Source organism: Trichocoleus sp. ST-U1, assembly GCF_039961835.1.
Classification (GTDB): domain Bacteria; phylum Cyanobacteriota; class Cyanobacteriia; order Cyanobacteriales; family FACHB-T130; genus FACHB-T130.
On the sequence record NZ_JAMPJZ010000006.1, the window covers coordinates 72,909 to 94,987 of the forward strand.

The 22,079-nt window shown below is 48.7% G+C and carries 14 protein-coding genes; 6 read left to right on the forward strand and 8 right to left on the reverse strand.

The window, feature by feature from the left end; translation table 11 throughout:
- Nucleotides 1-24: 24 nt before the first annotated feature.
- Entirely contained in the window at nt 25-1,587 is a 1,563-nt protein-coding gene (locus NDA06_RS04235; RefSeq protein ID WP_190985585.1) for a hypothetical protein, read from the reverse strand.
- 521 nt (nt 1,588-2,108) lie between these two features.
- On the opposite strand from NDA06_RS04235, the gene NDA06_RS04240 reads away from it, so the two are divergent.
- The 4 genes from NDA06_RS04240 to NDA06_RS04255 all read left to right on the forward strand — a co-directional run bounded on the left by NDA06_RS04240 (nt 2,109) and on the right by NDA06_RS04255 (nt 5,628).
- A complete protein-coding gene (locus tag NDA06_RS04240) occupies nt 2,109-2,792 on the forward strand; it encodes a general stress protein (RefSeq protein WP_242047430.1) in 684 nt (227 codons plus the stop codon).
- 77 nt (nt 2,793-2,869) lie between these two features.
- On the forward strand, nt 2,870-3,388 hold the full coding sequence (locus NDA06_RS04245) for a BON domain-containing protein (protein WP_190985586.1): 519 nt from the start codon (nt 2,870-2,872) through the stop codon (nt 3,386-3,388).
- Between the two features lie 83 nt (nt 3,389-3,471).
- Nucleotides 3,472-4,032 (forward strand): DUF1269 domain-containing protein, encoded by a 561-nt coding sequence (locus NDA06_RS04250; protein WP_190985587.1) that lies wholly within the window; start codon nt 3,472-3,474, stop codon nt 4,030-4,032.
- Nucleotides 4,033-4,230: 198 nt separating this feature from the next.
- Entirely contained in the window at nt 4,231-5,628 is a 1,398-nt protein-coding gene (locus NDA06_RS04255) for a TldD/PmbA family protein (protein WP_190985588.1), read from the forward strand.
- Nucleotides 5,629-5,770: 142 nt separating this feature from the next.
- On the opposite strand, the gene coaE is transcribed toward NDA06_RS04255, so the two are convergent.
- The 7 genes from coaE to NDA06_RS04290 form a co-directional block, all read right to left on the reverse strand.
- The gene (coaE, locus tag NDA06_RS04260) at nt 5,771-6,361 is read right to left on the reverse strand and encodes a dephospho-CoA kinase (RefSeq protein WP_190985589.1); all 591 of its coding nucleotides are present in this window, start codon (nt 6,359-6,361) and stop codon (nt 5,771-5,773) included.
- Nucleotides 6,358-8,559, reverse strand: a complete 2,202-nt coding sequence (locus tag NDA06_RS04265) for an EAL domain-containing protein (RefSeq protein WP_190985590.1) — start codon at nt 8,557-8,559, stop codon at nt 6,358-6,360. Before NDA06_RS04265 ends, coaE begins: the two co-directional genes overlap by 4 nt.
- A 140-nt stretch (nt 8,560-8,699) precedes the next feature.
- Nucleotides 8,700-9,143, reverse strand: coding sequence for a response regulator (locus NDA06_RS04270; RefSeq protein WP_190413703.1), 444 nt, complete (start codon nt 9,141-9,143; stop codon nt 8,700-8,702).
- A complete protein-coding gene (locus tag NDA06_RS04275; RefSeq protein WP_199324060.1) occupies nt 9,136-13,128 on the reverse strand; it encodes a PAS domain S-box protein in 3,993 nt (1,330 codons plus the stop codon). The genes NDA06_RS04270 and NDA06_RS04275 overlap by 8 nt, the downstream gene beginning before the upstream one ends.
- Nucleotides 13,129-13,444: 316 nt before the next feature.
- Nucleotides 13,445-14,962: a glycosyltransferase family A protein gene (locus NDA06_RS04280; RefSeq protein ID WP_190985591.1), complete on the reverse strand. Its 1,518-nt coding sequence runs from the start codon at nt 14,960-14,962 to the stop codon at nt 13,445-13,447.
- Nucleotides 14,963-15,137: 175 nt separating this feature from the next.
- On the reverse strand, nt 15,138-16,658 hold the full coding sequence (locus tag NDA06_RS04285; protein WP_190985592.1) for a carotenoid oxygenase family protein: 1,521 nt from the start codon (nt 16,656-16,658) through the stop codon (nt 15,138-15,140).
- A gap of 274 nt (nt 16,659-16,932) precedes the next feature.
- Nucleotides 16,933-18,381, reverse strand: coding sequence for a folate/biopterin family MFS transporter (locus NDA06_RS04290; protein WP_190429056.1), 1,449 nt, complete (start codon nt 18,379-18,381; stop codon nt 16,933-16,935).
- A gap of 514 nt (nt 18,382-18,895) precedes the next feature.
- Here NDA06_RS04290 and NDA06_RS04295 point away from each other — a divergent pair.
- Both NDA06_RS04295 and NDA06_RS04300 read left to right on the forward strand, forming a co-directional pair.
- Nucleotides 18,896-20,866, forward strand: coding sequence for an adenylate/guanylate cyclase domain-containing protein (locus NDA06_RS04295; RefSeq protein ID WP_242047431.1), 1,971 nt, complete (start codon nt 18,896-18,898; stop codon nt 20,864-20,866).
- Nucleotides 20,867-21,158: 292 nt separating this feature from the next.
- Nucleotides 21,159-22,004 carry a universal stress protein gene (locus NDA06_RS04300; protein ID WP_190414684.1) on the forward strand — a complete coding sequence of 282 codons (846 nt, stop codon included), beginning with the start codon at nt 21,159-21,161 and terminating at the stop codon, nt 22,002-22,004.
- Nucleotides 22,005-22,079 lie beyond the last annotated feature (75 nt).

Consider the following 22,079-nt stretch of genomic DNA (forward strand, 5'->3'; position numbering starts at 1 on the left):
CGAAATAAAATCACCGATTACCCACTACTGCAACTTGATGTACTTTTCCACATCTTCAATCTGGGGATCTGGAAACTGAGTTAGCACTTGCCATAAAACCGTGTAACTGCCATCAGCGCGGCGGCTGACGGGACGGAAGGCGACCAGGACATCGCTACTGGGCAATTCTAAAATTTGGTCAAGATAGCGGCGTTGTTCCCTGGAAACGGTACCTCCCGTCTGAACCACTTCCGGCACCTGGAATTGGACTAATCGCATTAAGTAGGTGTGGTTCAGCATCGCTGGTGCATTTGGAGAGAGGCGGTCGATCGAGGATGCGATCGCTCTCGTCTGTTGCACGGGTTCGCTGAAAGCCACCTGACCCAGCTTTCCCGTGATAAACCGCTGTCGATCTACCTGAATCGATGCCAACTGATTCGGCGGACGATAATTCAGGAAAAACTGGCGTGTTTGCGGCGATAAGGCGCGGACTTTCTTCAAGGTGGGATCGAGGTTTTCTAAGGGGACTTCTCCCAAATCCACCATGAAGCCATAATCCAGCCCTTGCTGGGCAATCTCAAAGTTACTACCTTCCATCCGAACCGCAAAGCGCGGAGTAAATTCATCCCCAGGACCAACTCGCACCGATGAGGGAGTCGATTCCTCATCGCTACCACCGCCCACCCCTTGCAGCAAAGCTGGAAATGGGAAACGCTCTGCTACGCTGGGCGAGAGCCGATTTCCTAGTGGATTCAGTTGTTGACGGTAAGCCTCAGATGGTAAAACGCGGGCAATGCCGGTGTTGGGTTGAGAAAGAAATTCGCTATACAGGCTTGGCTCTTGCCGATATAGGGCGTAAGAGTTGCGTTCGTTTAATTGGTACGTTTCCGCGATATCAGTAAAACGGGCGGAGGGGGGAAATGCTGCCACAGCTTGCCCTAAGAACTTTTTGGCAGTTTGTAGGGTTGTCACTGTTTGCTGGGAGGGCGCGATCGCTGGCTGAATTGGCGGCTGATAGCCAGAAATCGGTGTCTTTGCCGCTACACCAACGACTGGCGGTTCCGGAGCGGGAAATCTGGGCACTGGAACCGCCAAACGCTGAGGAGGTACGGTCAAAATCGACGGTTGACCAATTGCCAAAGGATTTCCTCTGGTAGGAGCGAGAATGGACTGTCGCCGTTCTAGCACCGGACGCAAGGGCAATAATTGCTGCGTCGAAGCATAGAGAGCGCAGTACACCTGCGCCTGCTCCAAGGTTAAATTAGAGCCTGCCGGGGTAACGCCGTTCGTGCGGGTACACAGCAAAGCAGGATTGGGATATTGGCTCTTGAGAAAGCGGTCTACTTCTCCCTGGTGGAGGAGGATTTGCCCCTCCGCCGCAAAAGCCGGGTAGGGTTCGGGAGACGCACTCGCTCTTTCGATTCGATTAATTAAATTGATTTGAGTTTGTACCAATCGCTGAGCTTGGGGCCAGAAACTTTGATCCGAAGCTGAACTCGAAGGGATTTGGCGGCTTACACCCAGCCTTTGGGACTCTGCCTGCGCGATCGCCTGTCCGGAAACCAAGCTTAGTAGGGAAGACACAAAAATTAATAATAAGTACCGCATCTGAAACTCCTCAATCTGACAACTTGATGAAACAACGCAGTAGACCTTATTTATACTTCCCTGTTTTGACCCAAAAATTAAAGTCCTCTGTTTTTAATAAAATCATTGAATAGGAGAAAATATTTTTTTTGTCTATCACTTCTTGCGCCTCCTATTTAACAGTTTACAGAACTCTAACTATTTGTTTTCTTTTTACTAGCGTTTCCTAATATATGTTTTTTTGTTAAGAAAATAAGCTTTTGTTTCTCAAACTCTTACTGTGCTTGCTAGTTGAAGACTCCTAAAAAGATTGTTAATAAAGAGCAGACGGTCAAAGTGCAACTCCCTCAATTAGTAACGATCTAATTCTTAAGGAAGATGGTAAATTACAAAAAAACAGAAAATTGGAGATTGAAGTTATATCTGAAGATTGATGGCTTCGGTCAAATAAAAAGCAAGAATTGAACTGTTACTGACAGACTAATGCTGCTGTGTTAGTAACACAATTTGGTTAGGTTCAGTGGCAATCGGAGAAAACACTGATGTTAGGACAACATAAGCGTGCTGTTGGCGTATTTTCAAACTATCGAGACGCCGAAGTAGCACTGACTGAACTAAAAAATTCTGGTTTTTCTATGGACAACGTGTCCGTAGTAGCTCGTGACGCGGACAAAGGAAACGACATTGCTGGTGCCGATGTAAGCGATCGCGTTGGCAATAAAGCCGACGAAGGTGCGAAAGCAGGTGCCGTCACCGGCGGTACTTTGGGCGGTCTAACAGGCTTGCTCGTTGGTCTGGGAGCCTTGGCAATTCCGGGACTTGGCCCTGTCATGCTAGCGGGAGCAGCAGGCACCGCTATTGCTACAACCCTTTCTGGCGGTGCCATTGGTGCAGCCGCAGGAAGTCTTTTAGGTGCATTAATCGGTTTGGGAATTCCTGAAGAAAGAGCCAGACACTATAGCGATCGAGTATCCCGTGGGGATTATTTGGTAATGGTAGACGGCAGCGACGACGATATCCGTCGTGCCGAAGCGATTCTCAGTCATCGGGGAATTCAAGACTGGGGTATCTACGATGCTCCTGCCACCAATGCAACGACTACAACGACAACTCGCACGTCTGATATCGCCGATCCCAGTGGTACCTATCAAACTCCAGTAGTTGATCCGACTCCACGCACGGATAGCCCGGTTCAAATCATCGACCGCCGGGAACAGACTCTTTAGGCTGAATGAGAACGATTGAACGGGGTGGGGGGTAAAGTGCTTCCACCTCTTATCTGCTCGAAGTGAGGAATTGAAAAATGAACAAGTTTTTAACATTACTGTTTAGTGGCGTCTTGTTGGTGAGTGTTGCTGCTTGCGACAACAATGAGAAAACGTCCCAGGGAGCCGATTCGGATGCAACTCAGACTTCTTCGCCTGCTGCAACCGGAGCCGCCAGTCCAAATGCCAGCGCCCCAGCATCGCCCTCGGCTGATGATTCGGCAAAACCCGATCAAGGCGCGAAAAACGATGCATCGAGTGATGTCCGCAAAAGACAGCTAGAATCTGATATTCGGGCACGCGAACAACGCAATGAAGTGGCAGGCGACCCCCTAAAAAGAGCTGATAGCGACTTGGAAAGCGAGGTTCGCAGCAAGTTAGAAGCGAACCTGCCCAGCAGCAAATTAGAAATTGATGCTAAAAACGGAGCTGTAACAGTTGTAGGAACTGTAGAAAAGCCGGATCAAGTGGCAAAAATAGAACCACTGGCGAAGGAAATTAAGGGTGTTACGACGGTAGATGTTCAAGCGAAAGTTGCCCCGAAAGCTAAAGACTAATGCAATGGCTTTGAAAGTGTAATTTGATTTCGCTTGTGGCAAAATCACGAATAGATTCCTAAAGAGTTAGAGAGGAAAGGGTAATGGTGCTTACTCAGCCAAAACGAGCTTTTGGCGTGTTCTCAAGCTTGCAAGATGCAGAAGGCGCAATTCAGGAATTAAAAGCTGCTGGCTTTCCAATGAATCAGGTTTCTGCAATCAACAAAGAGTCTGAGCCAGTATCCCCGCCTCCGGCTTCTAAAGCGCAAGAAGGAACGACCCTTGGCGCGATCGCGGGTGGTGCAGCCGGAAGCGTCTTGGGTTTGGCGCTGGGACTAGGCACCATTGCCGCCATTCCCGTATTAGGGCCAATTAGCATTATTGGGGTGGCAGCCACGGCTTTAGCGACTACTTTAACCAGTGGTGTGATTGGTGCAACCGCAGGCGGCTTATTAGGTGCCTTGACTGGCTACGGGATTCCTGATGAGCAAGCCGCAATTTACAACGATCGCATTCATCATGGGGACTATTTCTTGATCGTTGAGGGCACAGAAGCAGAGGTGCGTCAAGCTGAAGCAATTCTCAACCGTTGGAACGTCCAAGAATTAAGAATTTACGATGCTGCGGCATCACCACCGCCATCCATCAATGAAATGCCTCTTTAATATTAGAGATTCTTGTCCAGGTAGTAACAGGTGCATCTGACTTTAAAAACCCCTTTTCCTAGGGAAAAGGGGTTTTCGTATTTTGTATCTCTATTGATTACCATAACCTCCCCCGCTCCTCGTTTCCTGCTTCCAGTGGCAAGGTGCGACCAAATAATTGCACAATGGAAGCAGTTTATTAATGTTGCTGCAAGACAAATGCCGACCTTACTGGCTGATGCCAAAAACTTGCTCGCCGACTTAATCGCTCGTTACTCACCTCAAGTCGATTATTTGGCAGTTCGGATAGAAGAAGCCGAAGGAACTGATATCTTTTTGCGCGGCGATAAGGTCGAAACCCTCACTGAAGGCATCTCCATTGGTGGACAAGTCCGGGCTTGTTACCAGGGCGGCTGGGGCTTTGCCAGCTTTAATCAGCTTTCTACCTTAGCAGACCGAATTGAAGAAGCGATCACTGCCGCTCGGATTATTGGCGATGAAGAAACCCTGTTGGCTCCGATTGAGCCAGTACAGGCGACTTGCCAACTTCCCCTAGAAGGCAGCGATCCGCGAGAGATATCGCTGGAAACCAAGAAGCAATTGTGCGATCGCTACACTGAAATCCTCAAAAGCGCTAGCCCTTCAATCACCACCACCTCTGTGCGCTACAGCGACAGTTCCCAGCGAATTATCCTCGCCACCTCAGACGGAACGCTGATTGAGCAGTCTTGGGTAGATATGGAAATGCGCTTTGCCGCCACTGCGCGGAATGGCGAAACCGTGCAAACTGGACGCGAAACGACTGGCTCCCGCAAAGCCTACGAAGACTTAACTAATTTGGACGATCAGGTTCGGAGTGCGGCTCTCCGCGCCGTGAACGCCCTCTCTCTGCCTCCTGTGAAAGGCAATACCTACACGGTCGTCATCGACCCCATTCTCAGCGGTTTATTTGTCCATGAAGCTTTTGGGCACCTTTCAGAAGCAGACATGGCTTATGAAAACCCGGATATCTTAGAAGTGATGACCCTGGGACGCCGATTTGGACCCAAAGAACTGCAAATCTTTGACGGTGCTGCTCCTCCCGGTCATCGTGGCAGCTACTTATACGATGATGAAGGGACGCCTGCTACCACGACTCAGCTAATTAAGGATGGCATCTTAGTTGGACGCCTCCACTCCCGCGAAACTGCTGGAAAGCTGAGCGAAGCCCCCACTGGCAACGCCCGTTGTCTGAATTACCACTATCCCCCCCTTGTTCGGATGACGAATACTTGGATTGAGCGGGGTACAACGCCCGTGGAGGATTTATTTGCAGGGATCAAAGAAGGCGTCTACGCTCGTAACTGGCTGGGTGGTATGACGAATGGAGAAATGTTTACTTTCTCCGCCGCTGAAGCTTGGATGATCCGCGACGGCAAGATTGCTGAACCCGTTCGGGATGTGACGCTGTCGGGGAATGTTTTCAGCACCTTGGCGGATATTGAAGCAATTGGGGATGATTTCTACTGGGATGAATCCGGCGGCTGCGGTAAGGGAGGTCAGAACGGCTTGCCAGTTGGTTGTGGTGGGCCAAGTCTCCGCATTCGCAATGTCATTGTGGGAGGCGATGCAGAATAGTTAAAAATTAGAAATTTCGTCAGTGTCATGAAGTTTTCACGATTGGAAGGACCTAAACCTCGGCATTCTTCCTTTCAAGAGACAGAGAAGAAGTCAAGATATAGGCGATAAAAAACTCATGACACTAACAACTCCCACATTTTTAATTTTGCATTTTTAATTGCATATCTACCTGTTTGAGCAAAGCTTCTAGGCTAGAAGAGTTATCTAAAATTACATCAGCGCGATCGCATTTCTCCTGAATGGGCATTTGGCTAGTAATCCTGGCTTGCGCTTGTTCTAAAGTTAGGCGATCTCGCTTGATTAATCTCTGAAGTTGATGTTGTTCGGAACAGTATACGACCCAAGTTTCCGTACACAGAGCCGTCATCCCCACTTCAAACAGCAAAGGCACCACCAACACTACAGTCGGATGCGAGTTGAGTGCTTGCATTTTTTCAATCATGCGATCGCGCACGTAAGGATGAATCTGTTGCTCTAGCCAACGCCGCTCTTCGGGCGAATTAAAGACAATATTGCCCAGCTTTCGGCGGTCAAGCGTTCCATCCGGTAGCAGAATATCGGCTCCGTAACGCTTAACAATTTCGCCGAGAATCGGCGAACCCACTTTTACAGCTTCTCTAGCATAAATATCCGCATCCAAAACCGGCAAATTGTAGTGACTGGCAAGATAATTTGAGACAGTTGTTTTGCCAGTACCAATGCCTCCCGTCAGACCAATAACGCGCATCATGAATTAACTTGCAACTGTGCCAAAATCAACTGTCCCGCAGCCCCATTATCTAAAGGTTTCGAGAAAAAATATCCCTGTCCTCGTTCGCATTGCAATGCCTTGAGTTGTGCCAACTGTTGAGCCGTTTCTATCCCCTCCGCCGTCACACTCATTCCTAAATTATGAGCCAACGCCACGATTGCCTTGACAATCTCTGCATCCTTGCCACCCGCTCCCATCCGGTTCACAAAAGAACGGTCAATTTTCAATGTATTAAGGGGAAAGCGGTGCAGATAATTCAAGGATGAATAACCCGTACCAAAATCATCAATCGATAATTGAATATTTCGATCTCGCAATTGCCAAAGCAGGATGGCGGCAGCTTCAGCATTTTCCAGCAAGCAGCTTTCAGTAATTTCCAACTTTAAATAGTGTCCATCCAAGCCAGTCTTCCTCAAAATTCGGTCAATCTGCTCAATCAAATTTGGTTGCGAAAACTGCTTACCAGAGAGATTCACGCTAATTGCCAAACCCTGAGTCGTAGAATACTGCTGCTGCCAAACTTTTAGCTGACGGCAAGCTTCGTTCAATACCCAAGTACCCAAGGGAATAATCAGACCCGTATCTTCTGCCACAGGGATAAACTCGCTTGGGGGAACCATGCCACGAGTCGGGTGATTCCAACGCACCAGAGCCTCAAAAGCCTTAATTTTACCCGTCGCCAGCTCGACGATTGGCTGGTAGTAAAGTTGAAATTCCGTAGCGATAATCGCTCGTCGCAGATCCGTTTCTAACTGCAAATGTGCCACGGCAAGGGTATGCATGGCCCGATGGAAGACAACATAGCGACCTTTACCCTCTAACCGGGCATGATACATAGCCGTGTCGGCTGCCCGTAGCAGGTCTTGCGGACGAGGCAAGAGGTTATTGTGAGAGGGTGCAGAGGGACAAAGCGGCATAGAGGCAGATGCTTTCCGAACCGGCTCCCATCCCTCTTGTCCCTTTCCTGCAAAGGCAATCCCAATGCTAGTCGTGGTGAATACTTCGCGCCCATCCAAGTTAAAAGGCGAATTCAGTTCCCCCTGGATCTGCTCGACAACGCGAATCGCATCGCTAACATCGTGAATATCCTCCAGCAGAATTGCAAATTCGTCTGTGCCAATCCGAGCTAGGGTGTCCGTAGGACGGAGGCAGGTCATCAGTTTGCGAGCTGTAGCGATGAGCAGTTGGTCGCTTACCAGGTGTCCCAGACTATATTTGACCATCTCGAAGCGATCCAAATCCAGAAACAGAACAGCAAATAAACTGTCTTTGTCTCTTTGGGAACGCTTGATTTGGCTGGCAAGACGTTCGAGAAATAATGTCCGATTCGGCAAACCGCAAAGCGAATCGTAGAACGCATGGTGTCGTAGTTGCTCCTCGGCTTGCTTGCGCTCAGTAATGTCGTGGCAGTTGACGACAATCCCCTGCACCGCCGGATCGTTCAGGAGGTTAGTGGTGACTGCCTCGAAGATCCCCCAAGAGCCATTGCGATGCTGCACGCGATACTCACCGAGTCGCTGAGTCACATTGGGATTTTGAATCGAATTTTTCAGCCTTTGCTTAACCAGTAGCACATCCTCTGGGTGAATAAATGTCAAAGCATTTTTGCCTATGAGTCCATCGGGTGCGTATCCTAGAATCCGATTGACAGAGGGACTCACATAAGTCACTTGACCGCTGGCGTTAACAATGATGATGATGTCGGTCGCATTTTCGATCAGCGCTCGAAATCGTTGCTCGCTCTCTTGTGAAGCGGCGATTAATCTGGTTTTTTCCGCCTCAGACTGCCGCTTTTGGTCGCGCATTTGTTTGGCTTGTAGGGCTTGCGCTACTGCCGATCCTAGCCGCATCAGACGGTCTTTCAGTAGATAATCCGCTGCCCCTTGCTTCATGCACTCCACCACCACTTCTTCGCTCACCGTACCCGTGATAACGATGAATGGAATATCTAAGCCGCGCTCTTGCAAAAGTTGCAGCGCTCTGAGGGCGTTAAACTGAGGCAAGCTATAGTCAGCCAAAATTAGCTCGATACCGGGATGCAGTTGGGCGAGGTAGTCGGCTTCTGTCTCTACACGCTGCCAGTCGGGTTTAAAGCCAGCCAAACGTAGTTCGTGCAAAGTTAATTCAGCATCAGCCAGGGAATCCTCAAGCAGTAAAATCTGGAGCGGAGCGGACATGATGATCTTCTTGTAAGCAAGGGAATTGAGCCGTGGGCGGGGTTACACCACTGTTCGCTTTTAGAGAGCGTGCAGTCTGAATTATGAGGTGTTGAGCGTAAATTTAATTGCGGTTTTTAGAATTTTTAGCCTGAAGAATGCTAGCGGCTTGGCAGCTGGTTTAACAGCAGCCAGTACAAGCCTAATTGCTGCACTGCTTCGGTAAACTGTTCAAAGTTCACCGGCTTCACGATATAACTGTTGACGCCCAACTGGTAACTTTCTACGATGTCGCGTTCTTCGTTCGACGAGGTGAGGATGACGACTGGAATCATGCGGGTTTGGGGGTCAGATTTGAGGCGTTGCAAGACTTCCAAGCCGTCTACTCTGGGGAGTTTGAGGTCGAGGAGAATGACTTTGGGGTAGTTTTCCGGATAGCGATCGCGATAGGCACCTGTCCGGAAAATGTAGTCTAAGGCTTCCGCACCGTCGCGGGCAACTTGAATGCGATCGCCAAGGTTGTGCTTTCGCAAAGCATAAAGTGCTAATTCTAGGTCGTTGGGATTGTCTTCGACCAGCAAACATTCTGCTGTGCGCTCACTCATGAATATTTCCCTCTGCCAGGGTAAAGTAAAATGTTGTGCCTTGGTTAACGCCTGACTCAGCCCAAATACGTCCGCCGTGGCGATGGATGATGCGCTGCACGATCGCGAGTCCGACTCCGGTTCCTTCGTAATCTTCCGCACGATGCAGCCGTTGGAAGACGCCAAAGAGTTTATGAGCGTATCGCATATCAAAGCCTGCGCCGTTGTCTTTGACGAAATAAACGACAGTGGTTGAAAAGACATTTGTCTCTAGTTCTGGGTCATTCGTAAATGACTGATGACGATAGCCAATTTCAATCTGGGCGACTTCCCGACCGCGCGTGAATTTTAGAGCGTTTGTCAGCAAGTTGACAACTACTTGCTTAAGTAAAGCAGGATCGCCTTCGCAGGCGGGTAAATTGCCGATATTTATTTCAAATTGGCGATTTTGCTGTTCGTGCCATAAGTCTGCCAGTACTTGACGTACCAAATCAGCGATCGCTACAGTTTGTTTTCTCAGTGGCTGGCGCGAAAGGCGCGAAAATGTCAGCAAGTCATCAATCAGCTGTCCCATTTGCTGAGCATTATCCCGCACCAGTTTCTGGTAGCGTTGGGCTTCCGGATCGAGTTGTTCTAGATATTCTTCCAGCAAAATCCGCGAAAATCCGTTGATAGCACGCAAGGGCGATCGCAAGTCGTGAGAGATGGAATAACAGAAAGCTTCTAACTCTTGATTTGCAGCTTCCAGTTGCGCGGTTCGTTTGATGACTCGTTGTTCAAGTTCCGCGTTCAACTGTCGAATTGCTTCCTCTGCCTGGACTTTTTCGGTAATGTCGGTGCAGGTGCCGATCCACTCTCGCACATCGCCGTCTTTTGATAATACTGGAACCCCACGGACATTGAAGTAGCGGTAAATACCATCAGCACGCCGCAGCCGAAACTCTGTGTCATAGAGGCTTTTCGTTTGGATAGCGTTAGACCACTGCTCGGCAATGCGATCGCGATCGTCTGGATGAATGGCATCTAGCCAGTGCCAGCTTAGTATTTCTGCCTCGCTTTGACCCGTATAGGCTCTCCAATCCGGTTGATCCGTCACAACCTCACCTTGGGGGTTGGAAGTCCAAACCATCTGTGAGGTTGCCCGTGCCAAAGAACGATATCGTTCCTCACTCTGCCGCAACGCTTCCTCAGCCACTTTTCGTTCGGTGATGTTGCTGACTAAGGCAATAAATCCTTTGACTTCACCGTGTTCCCCAAAATGTGGCAGGTAAGTAGCATTGACCCAACGCATCCCTCCATATTCATAGGATATAGGGCTTTCGTAGGTTACTTCCTGCCCGGACAATGCTGCCTCGACATACGGCTGAATTGCCTGATAAGCCGAGTCCCCTAAAATTTTTCTAATGGGCTGTCCGATGACTTCCGCCTGAGATTTGCCGAACCATTGTTCGTAAGCCCGATTGTTAAAGTGATAGCACTGTTCCGAATCGACATAGGCAATCAGCACCGGCAAAGCATCTGTAATCAAGCGCAGTTGATCTTCACTCTGTTGCAATGCTGCCTCTGCTTGCTGGCGTTCCAGAGCAATTCCCGCAATTTGGGTCGCAATCTCGGTCAGATATAACTCATCCTGATTCGGTCGCCTCGCGTCGGGATGATACATTACAAAAACGCCTAATACCTTACCGTTACTGGAAAAAATAGGCGTAGACCAACAGCTTTGTAGTTGATGGCTTAATGCCAAATCTCGGAAATCCGCCCAAAGGCGATCGCTCTCAATATCTGAGACAATCACGGGTTTACCGAAATACGCTGCCTTACTACAGCAACCAAAACCAGGACCAATCGCGATACCATCAATCGCCTGAGTGTAGCTTTCGGGAAGGCTAGGAGCGACTCCATGTCGTAACTTGTTCTCTTTTTCGTCAACTAGCAGAATCGAACAAAAGCCCTCACCGGATTGGGTCTCGATAAACCGAGCCAAAACATCCAGAACATCACCCAGTGCTGCGCCGGTGGCAATCATTTCGAGTACCTGTTTTTGCCCTGCGATCAGCGCCTCAGCTTGCTTGCGTAGCGTAGCGTGCCGCAGGCTTTCGCTGATGTCTATCATCGCGCCGATCATCCGCACTGGATTCCCCTTATCGTCATGGACGATAAATCCCCGATCGCTCGCTAAGGCATAAGAGTTATCGGCGCGACGGTAGCGGTATTCATCCGACCAGATTTGTCTTCCACTGTCAATTGCAGCATGAATCCCACTGACAACCCGCTCTCTGTCTTCTGGATGTATATTTTCGTACCACCACCTGGCATCAAAACCTACTTCAGTTTCCGCATAGCCGAAGAGTTTTTGCAGGGATTCGTTCCACTCTACGCGGTTTGTCAGTAAATCCCAGTCCCAGATTGCATCGTTGCTGGCTTTAGCGACGAGGCGGTAACGGGTTTCGCTTTCCCGCAGCGCTTCCAGAGCGCGATTGCGTAGCGTAGCGTGCCGCAGGCTTTCGCTAATATTGGCGAAGATGCCAATGCTGCCGCTCATCTTGCCATTGACATCTTGCAGCAGGGCTGTCCAAAGGCTAACGTCAATCAAGGTGCCGTCTTTCTTTTGGCTGCGGAATTCCCTGCCACCGCTACCACGATCTCCTCCGCCATGTAAGTCAGCCTGAAGCAAGGCATGAAACGCTTCCTGTTGATCCGGGGGGAAAATCGGCAGCGGATAGCCGACAACTTCTGCTGATTTCCACTCAAAAAGATGCTCAGCCTCTGGATTCCACAGGGTGACGTTCCGATTAACATCGAGCGTTACGATCGCTAACGGTGAAGTTTCAATCAGGGTTTGCAGCGTTTGATTTGTGGTTAATAGGGCTTCTTGTGCCTGTTTTTGATCGGTAATGTCCCTCAGGGTGCCGGACGTACCGATAATCGTTCCGTCGGAAGCCAATGTTAATTTGCCGTGTCCTTCCAGCCAACGATAGTCGCCGTTTGCACTCAGATATCTCGCCTGATACCGATAAAATTCTTTCTGGCGTTCAATGAGGGAGCGAAATTCTTCGCGGTGTTGTGGGCGATCGCTCGGATGAACAAAATCGATTAAATTCTTACCAATACTTTCTTCGAGGGCGAAGCCGGTAATTTCTTTCCAGGCGGGATTAAGAAATGTCCAATATCCGGCTTCATCAGTCTGGAATAGCACCTGTGGCAGGCTGTTCACCAATGAGCGATATTTTTTTTCTCGTTCTCGCAAAACAGTTTCTGCCGACTGGCGATCGCGCTCAGAACGTTCTAGCGACGCCGCCATCGTGTCAAAAGCACCCGCCAATTCCCTGACTCCGAAACCGTGAGTCACCCCGCTACGAACGCTCAAATCGCCTTCTGAGAGCTGCTGCATTGCCTTCAGGAGCGCCTTCACCCGACGCAACATCAACACCTCGCTACCCATCCAAGTAGCAGCGATCGCTAACACGGCGACCAATCCCATGCCTGCTATGTTGCGGTACAACTGCCGATCGGCAGCCGCAAAAGCGACGGTTTTGCGGCTGCCCGCCAACACGTAGAGGTTGCAGCGATCGCCCTGATTCCTACAAGTGCCCTCCAAGGGCGCGATCGCATACAAGCGCGTTATACCATCCACGCCAGAAGCTTCCACCGTACCTACCCTTTTTTGCGTCAGCATCGTTTTAACCAAAGCTGCTTCCGGTGCGGCTTGCCTAACCCAGGCTTCGGGGTTAGGGTAGTGAGCTAAAATTATCCCTTTGCTGTCAATCAAGCGCTCTTGGTTAGCGGTAGCCAGCCTAGTTATTTGTAGCGCCTCTGCCTGAATTTGAGTTGTTTGGTGTCGGCGTTCCTCAAAGTTTGTGTACATCAACGCCAATACCAGGACAACAACCAGCAATACCAAGCCGATGAGGCGCGATCGCAGTGAAACTGCGTATGTTTTTGCTTTTCGCAAACCCGGTTCAACAGAGTTCGGTAATTTTGATTGCGATCGCTTAGGCCAGCCCATTCTTCAACAATTTCCTTTTGTGCAGGAGCAAGGCTATACCCCGGTGAATGGCTGCCGCTTCGCTAAGGGCTTTTTAAAGCTTGGGGTGAGATGAAACCTAATATAGCAATCCTATTTTAGTTGGGAGATGCTAGTGTTTCAGCTACCCAGCTTTTTTAAAAAAGTCGGGTATCTCGCTTCACAAATTATTTAAGACAACACTATATCAAGCTCAAAAAGCGATTCAAGCAATATTCTTTAGAAAAAAAAGCGATTGAGGCAAAGGGACAGAGAAAAGTAATATTTTCACAAATCTGGGAAGGTGCTATCTTCCCTTTCAATCCTTATTTTTGCCTTCTGGTAATCTGTATAGCACTAACCGGCGAATTAAGGGTTCTTTACTATGGTGTTGCCGCAATAAAATAACTTTTACTAATAGCTTCCATGCAGCAAAGGAAAATATAGCGGGGAATACCATTTGAGAAGTGATCGCTAATTTTCCTTGCCGAATCGCTAAAAATCCTGCACGCAGTTTGAAATAAGCTTGCCACTCTTGAAGGTTGGAAATAGTAGATTGGTGTTTTTCACTAACTAAAGCATAGATTTTTTCCATCACTAGAACATTTCTATCTAGTAAATGATTTTGGTTCTGGAGCTTTTTGTTAAGAGATTGAGGAAAATCCGTTATCCCAAAAAGCTTCCATCCAACTAACGAAACGAGACCATTTCCAGCCATTTTGATAGCGCTAAAAAATTCTCCTTGCTTGAAAGCAATCCGGCTACAGCGGAATTTTAGAGAAATGCGTAATTCTTGAAGTTGTGCTGTTTTAGACCGAACTTTTGGAACAATAGAGCTATGAATAGATTCCGAATAAGGAATTGATTTAGACAGCGAATCATTGGTATCAACTTGCTTTTGAGGCAAGAATAGTTGCTGAGAACTTGATAGATTGTTAATTACTAAAAGCTTCCATGCACTCACTGAAAAAACTGCGGGAAATGCCATTTTGATAGCACTCAAAATTTTTCCTTGCTTGAGAGCTACAAGACTCCAATGTAGTTTAAGATAAGCTTGAATATTTTTAATGGGTGGAGTTTTAGGACGGTGAGTTTCACTCACCAAAGCATAGATTTTCTCCTTGATTAAAATATTAGTATCCATCCTCGTTTTAAGGGGAAACTTTTGATTGTAAGCTCCAGGCCAAATTGTGCGATAAGCAAGGCACTGATTTACAAAAACAGCATCTCCAAACTGGGAAATTTTGATCCAAGAATCAATGTCATCAAAGTTCGCATCTAAGCTAGAATCCCAACCGCCGGATTTCAGAAAAGCCCAACGAGCGAAGACAACTTGAATCGGAGTACCAAAGGGGATAAGTTCTAGTAGCATCCCAAAATGAAGGTCTTCTTGGGGAATAGAGAAGGCTTTGCCGGGACCAATTTGTCTGGTTCTGTAAAGTTCGACCTCGTTGACATCAACCTGCGCCGCCTGACAAGAGGCAATGACAGCGTTTGGACACAGGGCGATCGCCCGATTCATTTCCTCTAGAAAATTCGGTGCTAAATAGTCATCATCATCAACCGGCTTAATCCACTCGCCTTTAGCAAGCTGCACTCCAGCGTTCATCGTCGCCGAGTGACCCAGGTTAATCTGATTGCGGTGATAAACGAGGCGTTCGTCACCTTTGGCACGAAGCGCTGCCACTAAACCGCTTACATAGGCTTGGGTGCCATCCGAGGAGCAGTCATCCGCAACAATGACTTCACAGGGGAATGTTTGGGCAAGAGAAGTGTCAATTGCCCGTTTTAGCAAGGAAAGGCGATTATAAGTCGTAATAACGATGCTGAATTTCATCCCAGCTCCGCTTGGGATACTTCAGCCAAAGGTATCCTATCTTGATGCAAAAGAGAAGGTGGAGATTACTAGGTTTGCAAAGATTTATAGTACAGCGGTCAGCGAATTTTAGCTTTTAGAGGAGCGATCGCTCCTCCATAACCGCTTTAAAATCCAAAATTGGCTGACTAGAGAGCTAGTGGCTGGGCGCAAAGCAGTGGGACGTAAAGTTGCCATGCAACCCATAAGGGATATGATGCTTCAAGTGCAATCGCGCCACCGGACCTCGATCGACGTGTGCGGCATCTAAAATAACGACATCAGAGCGGTGGTGAGAAGAGTCGTAAACTAACGTCAGCACCCAACCCTCATCTTCACGGGTAGCACCCGGACGAGGGACAAAGATCGGTTCGCTAACATAGCCTTGGGGTGCTGCACTCCAGAGTTGGCGACAATCTGATTCTAAATCCACCTTGAGGATAGCTTGGAGAGGCGCATTGCCCTCGGCAGCATGAGCTGCACCCAGATATAGATACTGATAAGGGCGTCCGACTCGTTCGGGATGAACGAAGGGAAACTCGCAGCAACGGCTTTCTAAAAGCCTCCGCCGTACCGTTTTATCTTTATCCTTTAAATTAAACTGGAACCGCCACATTTGTCCGGGGGATAGTGCCTGAAAGTCTACCTCCCGATAGTCTGATTCCGGCTCAACTTCTGGAAAAGACTCATAGCAAATTGAGTCAATACAAATTTCGTCCCCTTGCTCAAAGGCATTGGCATGGTGGAAGACAAAACCCGACTGAGTTTCAAAAATTTGCATTTTTTCCCCTGGTTGGGGGTTGCGGGGAATCACCACAATCCGGGTGAGTTGCTCCGCCTGGAACTTGACACACTCACCCGCACCGCGAAATCCCAGCAGGAAAGGCACCGGGTTGAAGGAAACCGGATTTTGGAAGAAGATGCAGTAATTGGGCGTAATCGCAAAATCGTGAATGAAGGCGAAGCCAGGAACGCTGTGAGAGTTCTGCTGCACAACTTTGCCAGCCGCGTCTAATTCATAGATGATGATGGTGCTGGAAAGACCCGGTTTAATGGCAAAGTTCACCAGGCAAGGGGCACCACCCTGGCGATCGCATCTAGGGTCAATGCGAGGATGAGCGGCAAAGGCGTCACCATTTTGCAAAACCCCGTCCAAATATTCTTTCCCCAGGGTTTCCAAGGTGTTGGGGTCTAAAAGATGAGGTTCGGCAGCTTCCCAAAGCGCCAGGAGTTTGCCCCCCCAGTAAATGACGTTGGTGTTGGCAATATTTTTGAGTTTCACATCAAAAGCATTGGCTAGCCAACCACCGGGCTTCTGGGTGCCAAAGACGCCGCGATAGAGAATTTTACCGGCTTTCTGTTCTTCCACATAGCCCTGTGTGCGGACAAAGCGATTGCGAAAGTGGGCGCGACCTTCTGAAAAAGCGATCCTGGCAATCATGCCATCCCCGTCAAATGGGTGATGGATGCGTTGACCCTTGACATCTAGCAACCCGGGGCCATTCCGAAACAGCGTTCCTTCTAGTTCTGCGGGAATCTCCCCTTCAATGTCATCAATCCAATAATCGAATTCTTGCGGCAAAGATTCATAGCCCTTTTGCCACTTTTTAATGTGGTAGGGAATTTGATCGGGCACCTCTGTGGGCACCGGAAAGCGTTCTGGTGTGGGTATTTGCATATTAAACAGTTCGGCTTAGAAAAACTCGTGACGCGATCGTGAACTATAAACAGACGTGTTAGCGCCGCTGCACGTTAAGTCACACGGATGAATGATTTGTCGGATGGGATAGCGATCGCTACCCGATGCAGGTGTTGGGTTTCCTGGCGTCCCAACCGACGAAAATCTTCAATTTCATTGCATCCGCCTAGTGAGTGCAGCAGCTTTCTGATTTTCGTTTCCAGTCTGAAACGGGAAACGGAATCAGCACTGCCTACTCTCGATCCTTCCTCTTTTAGTCGGCGGGTTCTTCTACTGTGGGGATGAGTTCTGGAAGAAAGTCAGGAACAAAAGACCGTTCCCGATGCTGAATGGGGGCTGACTGAATATGTATGGCTGATGACGGTTGCAAGCTTGGCATCTCGCCAGATGGCTCAGTTTCCGGTTTGCCTGCGGGTAGCCAACCAATCAGCGGCAGCGGCAAAAGGGTTGATAGATTCGTAATCACGACCAACTGCCAGAGATGGTCAAAATTCCTTTCGGTGATGCCCAGCCAATAGGTGAGGACGGCTCCCAGTTCGTGGGACAATAACCCTGCCATATTTGTCACCGACATCAGCAGCGCAAACAAGGTTGCTTCTACTCCAGGCGGACATAGCCGCGCCGCGAGTACCAACAAGGGCATATAAGCAATCTGTCCCATAACGGTCAGAATCAGACTGTCTCCCAGGCTGAACCAGCGATCGTCGATGCCTAAAGAGCGGTTGGTATGAGTCACCAGCAGCAGCGTGGTCATTCCGAGTGCCGCTGCGATGATCGTTGTCCAGGTGAAAATGGTGCGAAAGGGGACGGCTTTGAGAAATCGTTGAAAAATTGCAATTCCGAGCAGGGAGGCGAGACTGGTGACGAGACGTACCCGTCCCAAAAATTCTGGCTCAAACCCTAGTTCGTTGGTAGTGAAGTAGAAAAAGGCACTATCTGCGGTCGGTGTGGCTTGCAAAAGGAACAGAAAGGCGGTTGGTAGCCAGATTGATTTTTGGCTAACCGCTTTTCCCAGTTGTTTGATCTGGTTGGCAACGGTGGAGACATCCGGGCGATCGCTAATTGGCTCTTCTGCAATTAACCAAGCAACCGCTGACACAATTAAGGGGAAACCAGCGGTAATGGCAAAAATAGTATGGCTCCCGAAGTGTTGCAAAAGGAAACCGCTAAAATACGCAGTTACTAAGCCTCCCAGCGATGAGGCACCCCAGGAGAGGGATTGCAGGGAACCGGCATCACTCTGAGACTCTGCCCTGGCTCGTTCTACCACCAGCGAGTCTACAATTACATCGCTAACCGCTACCGAGAGGGACGAAAGCGCGATCGCCACTGTCGCCGCCCAAGCTGTATGCACAATCGTTGCCAGACTAAACCAGGAAATCGCTCCCAATAGTCCAGATAAAATCAGATAGGGTCGCCGCCGGTAGCCAAACAACGGTAGACCATCTGACAGAAAACCAAATAACGGCTTTACCACCCAAGGAATGGCAGCAATGCCCATCAAAGCCGAAACTTGAGCCGGACTTAGCGACAGTTCATCTTTGAGAAAAAAGCTGACTGCTAGACGCGCTAAACCCAAGATTCCCTGCACCAAATAGACCGTTAGAATGGCGCATAACTCAGGAGTCGGCTCATGACCAAAGAACACCTTTTTGATCGCGGAGTTCTTGATTTCGGACATACCAGAGGGGGAAAACTGCATTGATAACTTTTTTTAAGAAATATCAACATTCACCCTATGATAACCTCCCACTTTGGATGTGTTGTCAGTCCAAAGCCGGGATGATGCAGTGGTTGGTAGCCCTTAATTCCTTCCTCTCAAGAGAGTACAAATTAGGCAGGATAGGAACTTCAGAGGCTTCTAGGGAGAATGTGGAAATAACTGCATTCGGTAATCTTGTTGTGGGAAAGAAGTCGTCTATAAAGATTGACTTGTATAGGGTTGGCGATATTTGTAAGTCGCTTTCCTCTCTCGATCGAACCTATTTCTAGAAATTAGCGATTTTTTCTTTTTCCATGATTCCTGACTGTTTACCCAGAATGAGGGGTGTAGCCCGTCACTATCCAAGTGCCATAATGTGGTAATGCCAAATCAGCAGTCGGTAAATTTACCAGTTTTCAATTCCCGAAATTAGCCCAAAAGCTACAGTAGAAAATGCTATGGCTCTGTCTTTGCCTCTGTTTCTCCCCATGTTAGCTCCGCTAAGGCTAGGGCGATGATGAAAGGCTTTTTTAAGTCCCAGACATCCACGCTATTGGATCTAAGCGATCGCCTCAAGATTGCGTTGTCGGAATTCACGGGTGTGCGAGTGGTAGCGATCGCTAGTCTTGTTGTGAGCGGGTTCGTTTTAGGAGTGCGTCATTTGGGCGGTCTACAACCTCTAGAACTCGTCGCTTTAGACCAACTGGTGCGGTTACATTCCGATCCAGGTCCCGACCCTCGCCTCTTAGTTGTGGGCATTACAGAAGGCGACATTCGCACTCAGAAACAATGGCCTTTATCCGACCGGACAATGGCGCAGCTATTGGCAAAGTTGCAATCATTGCAGCCTCAAGTAATTGGCTTAGATGTGTATCGGGAAATCCCGCAACAACCAGGAAATGCCGAACTTAAGGTGCAACTCCGGGAAAAAAATATCTTTGCCATTAAGAAATTTGGCGATACGGAGCTGGAACTGGTGTCGCCGCCGCCGGGCTTTCCAGAGGATCGAGTTGGTTTTAACGATTTGCTGCTCGATCCGGATGGCGTTGTCCGTCGCAATCTATTGTTTGTCTCGGATGATACAAGCACTTATTTCTCGTTTTCCCTACGGCTAGCGATCGCTTACTTAGAAAGTGTAGGCATCACACCAGAGTCCAGCCAACAAAATCCCGATTATATTCAACTGGCAAAAGCGGTATTTGTCCCGCTCCAACAAAACTCTGGCGGGTATCACAACATCGACCCGCGGGGATACCAAGTTCTGCTAAATTACCGATCTTCAAACGTGGCGCGGCAAGTTACGCTCACCCAAGTATTAAAGGGACAGATTGACCCGAACTGGGTGAAAAATAAGATTGTGCTGATTGGCACAACGGCACCCAGCGCCAAAGATACTTTCTCAACCCCCTACAGCCCAGCCGAAAAGACAATCGCCAAGATGCCCGGCGTCTTGGTTCATGCCCAGATGGTCAGCCAATTCCTTGACGCTGCCACGGGGGAGCGACCCCTATTTTGGTTCTGGGATGAACGGATAGAGGTGTTATGGATTGTCGGATGGACGCTGCTGGGAGCGATCGCGGCTTGGTGGTTGCGGCATCCCGTTGTCTTAATTTTGGGCTGCGGCGTTGGTTTGGGGGTTCTGTTGGGCACCTGCTTCTATCTATTTACTGTGCAAGGATGGGTGCCTCTGTCGGCTCCCGTACTGGGATTTATCCTCACCAGCGGGGTGGTCATTACCTACCGCTCTTATGATGCACAGCAGCAGCAACAAATTATCATGAAGCTTTTGGGACAGAATACTTCACCGGAAGTTGCCAAAGCTCTCTGGAAAGGACGCGATCGCTTGATCAAATCTGGGAAATTACCAGGAATTAAGCTAATCGCAACCATGATGTTTGCAGATATCAAAGATTTCAGTACCATTGCCGAACAAATGCCTCCGGAAGCTTTGCTGGAATGGTTAAATGAAATGCTGGATGTCGTCACCCACGAAATCATCGGCCATGAAGGCATTATCAACAAGTTTACCGGGGATGGCTTCATGGCTGTGTTTGGCGTGCCGATGGATCGCATCCACAAGGAGGAAGTCGCTCTTGATGCCCAGCGCTCGATAGAATGCGCTCTAGCAATCGGCGAAATTCTAGAGGAATTGAACCAAAACTGGAAAACTCGTGGCTTGCCAGTCATCCAGATGCGAATTGGAATTTTTACGGGTCCCGTCGTCGTTGGCAGTTTAGGAGGCAAAGACCGCCTAGAATATGGCGTCATTGGGGACAGCGTTAATACTGCCGCTCGCTTGGAAAGTTGCGAGAAACACCGCCAACCAAGCAACTGCCGCGTCCTCATCGGCAAGGAAACCCTGGTTCATCTTGATAACCAGTTTCTGGTTGAATCTTGGGGGCCATTGCCACTGAAGGGCAAACAGCAAATGGTTGATGTCTATCTTGTGGTGGGGCGTCAAAGGGAAAGAGCGTCAGAAGTTTGATGACTAGCAAATTTTCTAAGATACAGCGAGTGTAGATGCTCCTTTGACGTGTTCCGATTAATTAAGTTACAAAAATTAATGAATATTTTTTGCGCTTATTAAAGCAGTGTCATAAATCGTTAAAAATTAACGTCACTATCAGAAGTATGCTGAATGATGAAAAACTCACTTCCCAGATAAATCGGTTACTGTTGTTAGCAGTTATCACACTTTCATCAACATCTACTTCCCGATTCATTGGGTCAGAAAGCAATAAAAACAGAGCGATTTTTTCTGATAAAGAGGCATTTCGATGATTGAAAAAATTTTGTTAGCAGACTCTGGAACTGGACATTCTGAAGAGATGCTCAAGGCTTTGATAGAACTGCCTTCGATCCAACGGGCAGCGGTCACTATCTTGCACGTCGTTCCTTCTCAAATTACCACTGAGTCCATGACTTCAAAGTGGGAAGAGGGAGGCAGGATTCTCGCTACAGCCATCCAGACTCTGAACCTAGACCCAAATCACGTTAACACCATGCTGAGGCAGGGCGATCCGAAGGATACGGTTTGCCAGGTAGCAGAAGAAATAAATGCTGATTTGATCATTATGGGTTCGCGGGGGTTGAAGCGCCTGGAATCCATTTTAGAAAATTCGGTCAGCCAATATGTTTTCCAATTGTCTTCCCGCCCAATGTTGTTGGTGAAAGACGATATTTACGTCAAGAAAATCAACCGCATCATGGTTGCAATGGACGGCTCAGAATCGGCACAACAATGCTTAAATCTGGCTTTGTTTCTGTTGCGAGATAAAAAGGGTGGGCAGTTGGTTCTGGTTCACGTTAACAAAGCTCGGACAGGTTTTGAAGAAGCCGCTAACGCTGAAAAAGATCCTGTACTTGCTCCTGCGATCGCTGCCGCTAAAAAACAAGGCATTTCTTATAAGTGTGTCACCGGAAATGGTAAAGCAGGCCCAGAAATCTGTCGTTTGGCAGAGGAATCAAATGTTGATTTGTTAATGCTGGGTTCTCCCGATCGCCGTCCTTCGATTGCCAAAGGTTTACCAGATTTGGATCGCTTGCTGGGAACCTCGCTATCCGACTACGTGCGAGTTTATGCAAATTGTCCCGTTCTCTTAGGCCGCACGGCGACTACCTAAGAAACGCCAAACCTAAGCCAAGCCTAACCATAAAAAAATTCCCCTCGCCAGAAGGACATGGCAAGAGCCTTGTCC

What these genes read in the sequence shown, in the direction of transcription:
- NDA06_RS04265 (WP_190985590.1), bottom strand. Translation starts at nt 8,559, where the DNA reads ATGTCCGCTCCGCTCCAGATTTTACTGCTTGAGGATTCCCTGGCTGAT.
- NDA06_RS04235 (WP_190985585.1), bottom strand. Translation starts at nt 1,587, where the DNA reads ATGCGGTACTTATTATTAATTTTTGTGTCTTCCCTACTAAGCTTGGTT.
- NDA06_RS04245 (WP_190985586.1), top strand. Translation starts at nt 2,870, where the DNA reads ATGAACAAGTTTTTAACATTACTGTTTAGTGGCGTCTTGTTGGTGAGT.
- NDA06_RS04300 (WP_190414684.1), top strand. Translation starts at nt 21,159, where the DNA reads ATGATTGAAAAAATTTTGTTAGCAGACTCTGGAACTGGACATTCTGAA.
- NDA06_RS04285 (WP_190985592.1), bottom strand. Translation starts at nt 16,658, where the DNA reads ATGCAAATACCCACACCAGAACGCTTTCCGGTGCCCACAGAGGTGCCC.
- NDA06_RS04270 (WP_190413703.1), bottom strand. Translation starts at nt 9,143, where the DNA reads ATGAGTGAGCGCACAGCAGAATGTTTGCTGGTCGAAGACAATCCCAAC.
- NDA06_RS04275 (WP_199324060.1), bottom strand. Translation starts at nt 13,128, where the DNA reads ATGGGCTGGCCTAAGCGATCGCAATCAAAATTACCGAACTCTGTTGAA.
- NDA06_RS04255 (WP_190985588.1), top strand. Translation starts at nt 4,231, where the DNA reads ATGCCGACCTTACTGGCTGATGCCAAAAACTTGCTCGCCGACTTAATC.
- NDA06_RS04290 (WP_190429056.1), bottom strand. Translation starts at nt 18,381, where the DNA reads ATGCAGTTTTCCCCCTCTGGTATGTCCGAAATCAAGAACTCCGCGATC.
- NDA06_RS04295 (WP_242047431.1), top strand. Translation starts at nt 18,896, where the DNA reads ATGATGAAAGGCTTTTTTAAGTCCCAGACATCCACGCTATTGGATCTA.
- NDA06_RS04250 (WP_190985587.1), top strand. Translation starts at nt 3,472, where the DNA reads ATGGTGCTTACTCAGCCAAAACGAGCTTTTGGCGTGTTCTCAAGCTTG.
- NDA06_RS04280 (WP_190985591.1), bottom strand. Translation starts at nt 14,962, where the DNA reads ATGAAATTCAGCATCGTTATTACGACTTATAATCGCCTTTCCTTGCTA.
- coaE (WP_190985589.1), bottom strand. Translation starts at nt 6,361, where the DNA reads ATGATGCGCGTTATTGGTCTGACGGGAGGCATTGGTACTGGCAAAACA.
- NDA06_RS04240 (WP_242047430.1), top strand. Translation starts at nt 2,109, where the DNA reads ATGTTAGGACAACATAAGCGTGCTGTTGGCGTATTTTCAAACTATCGA.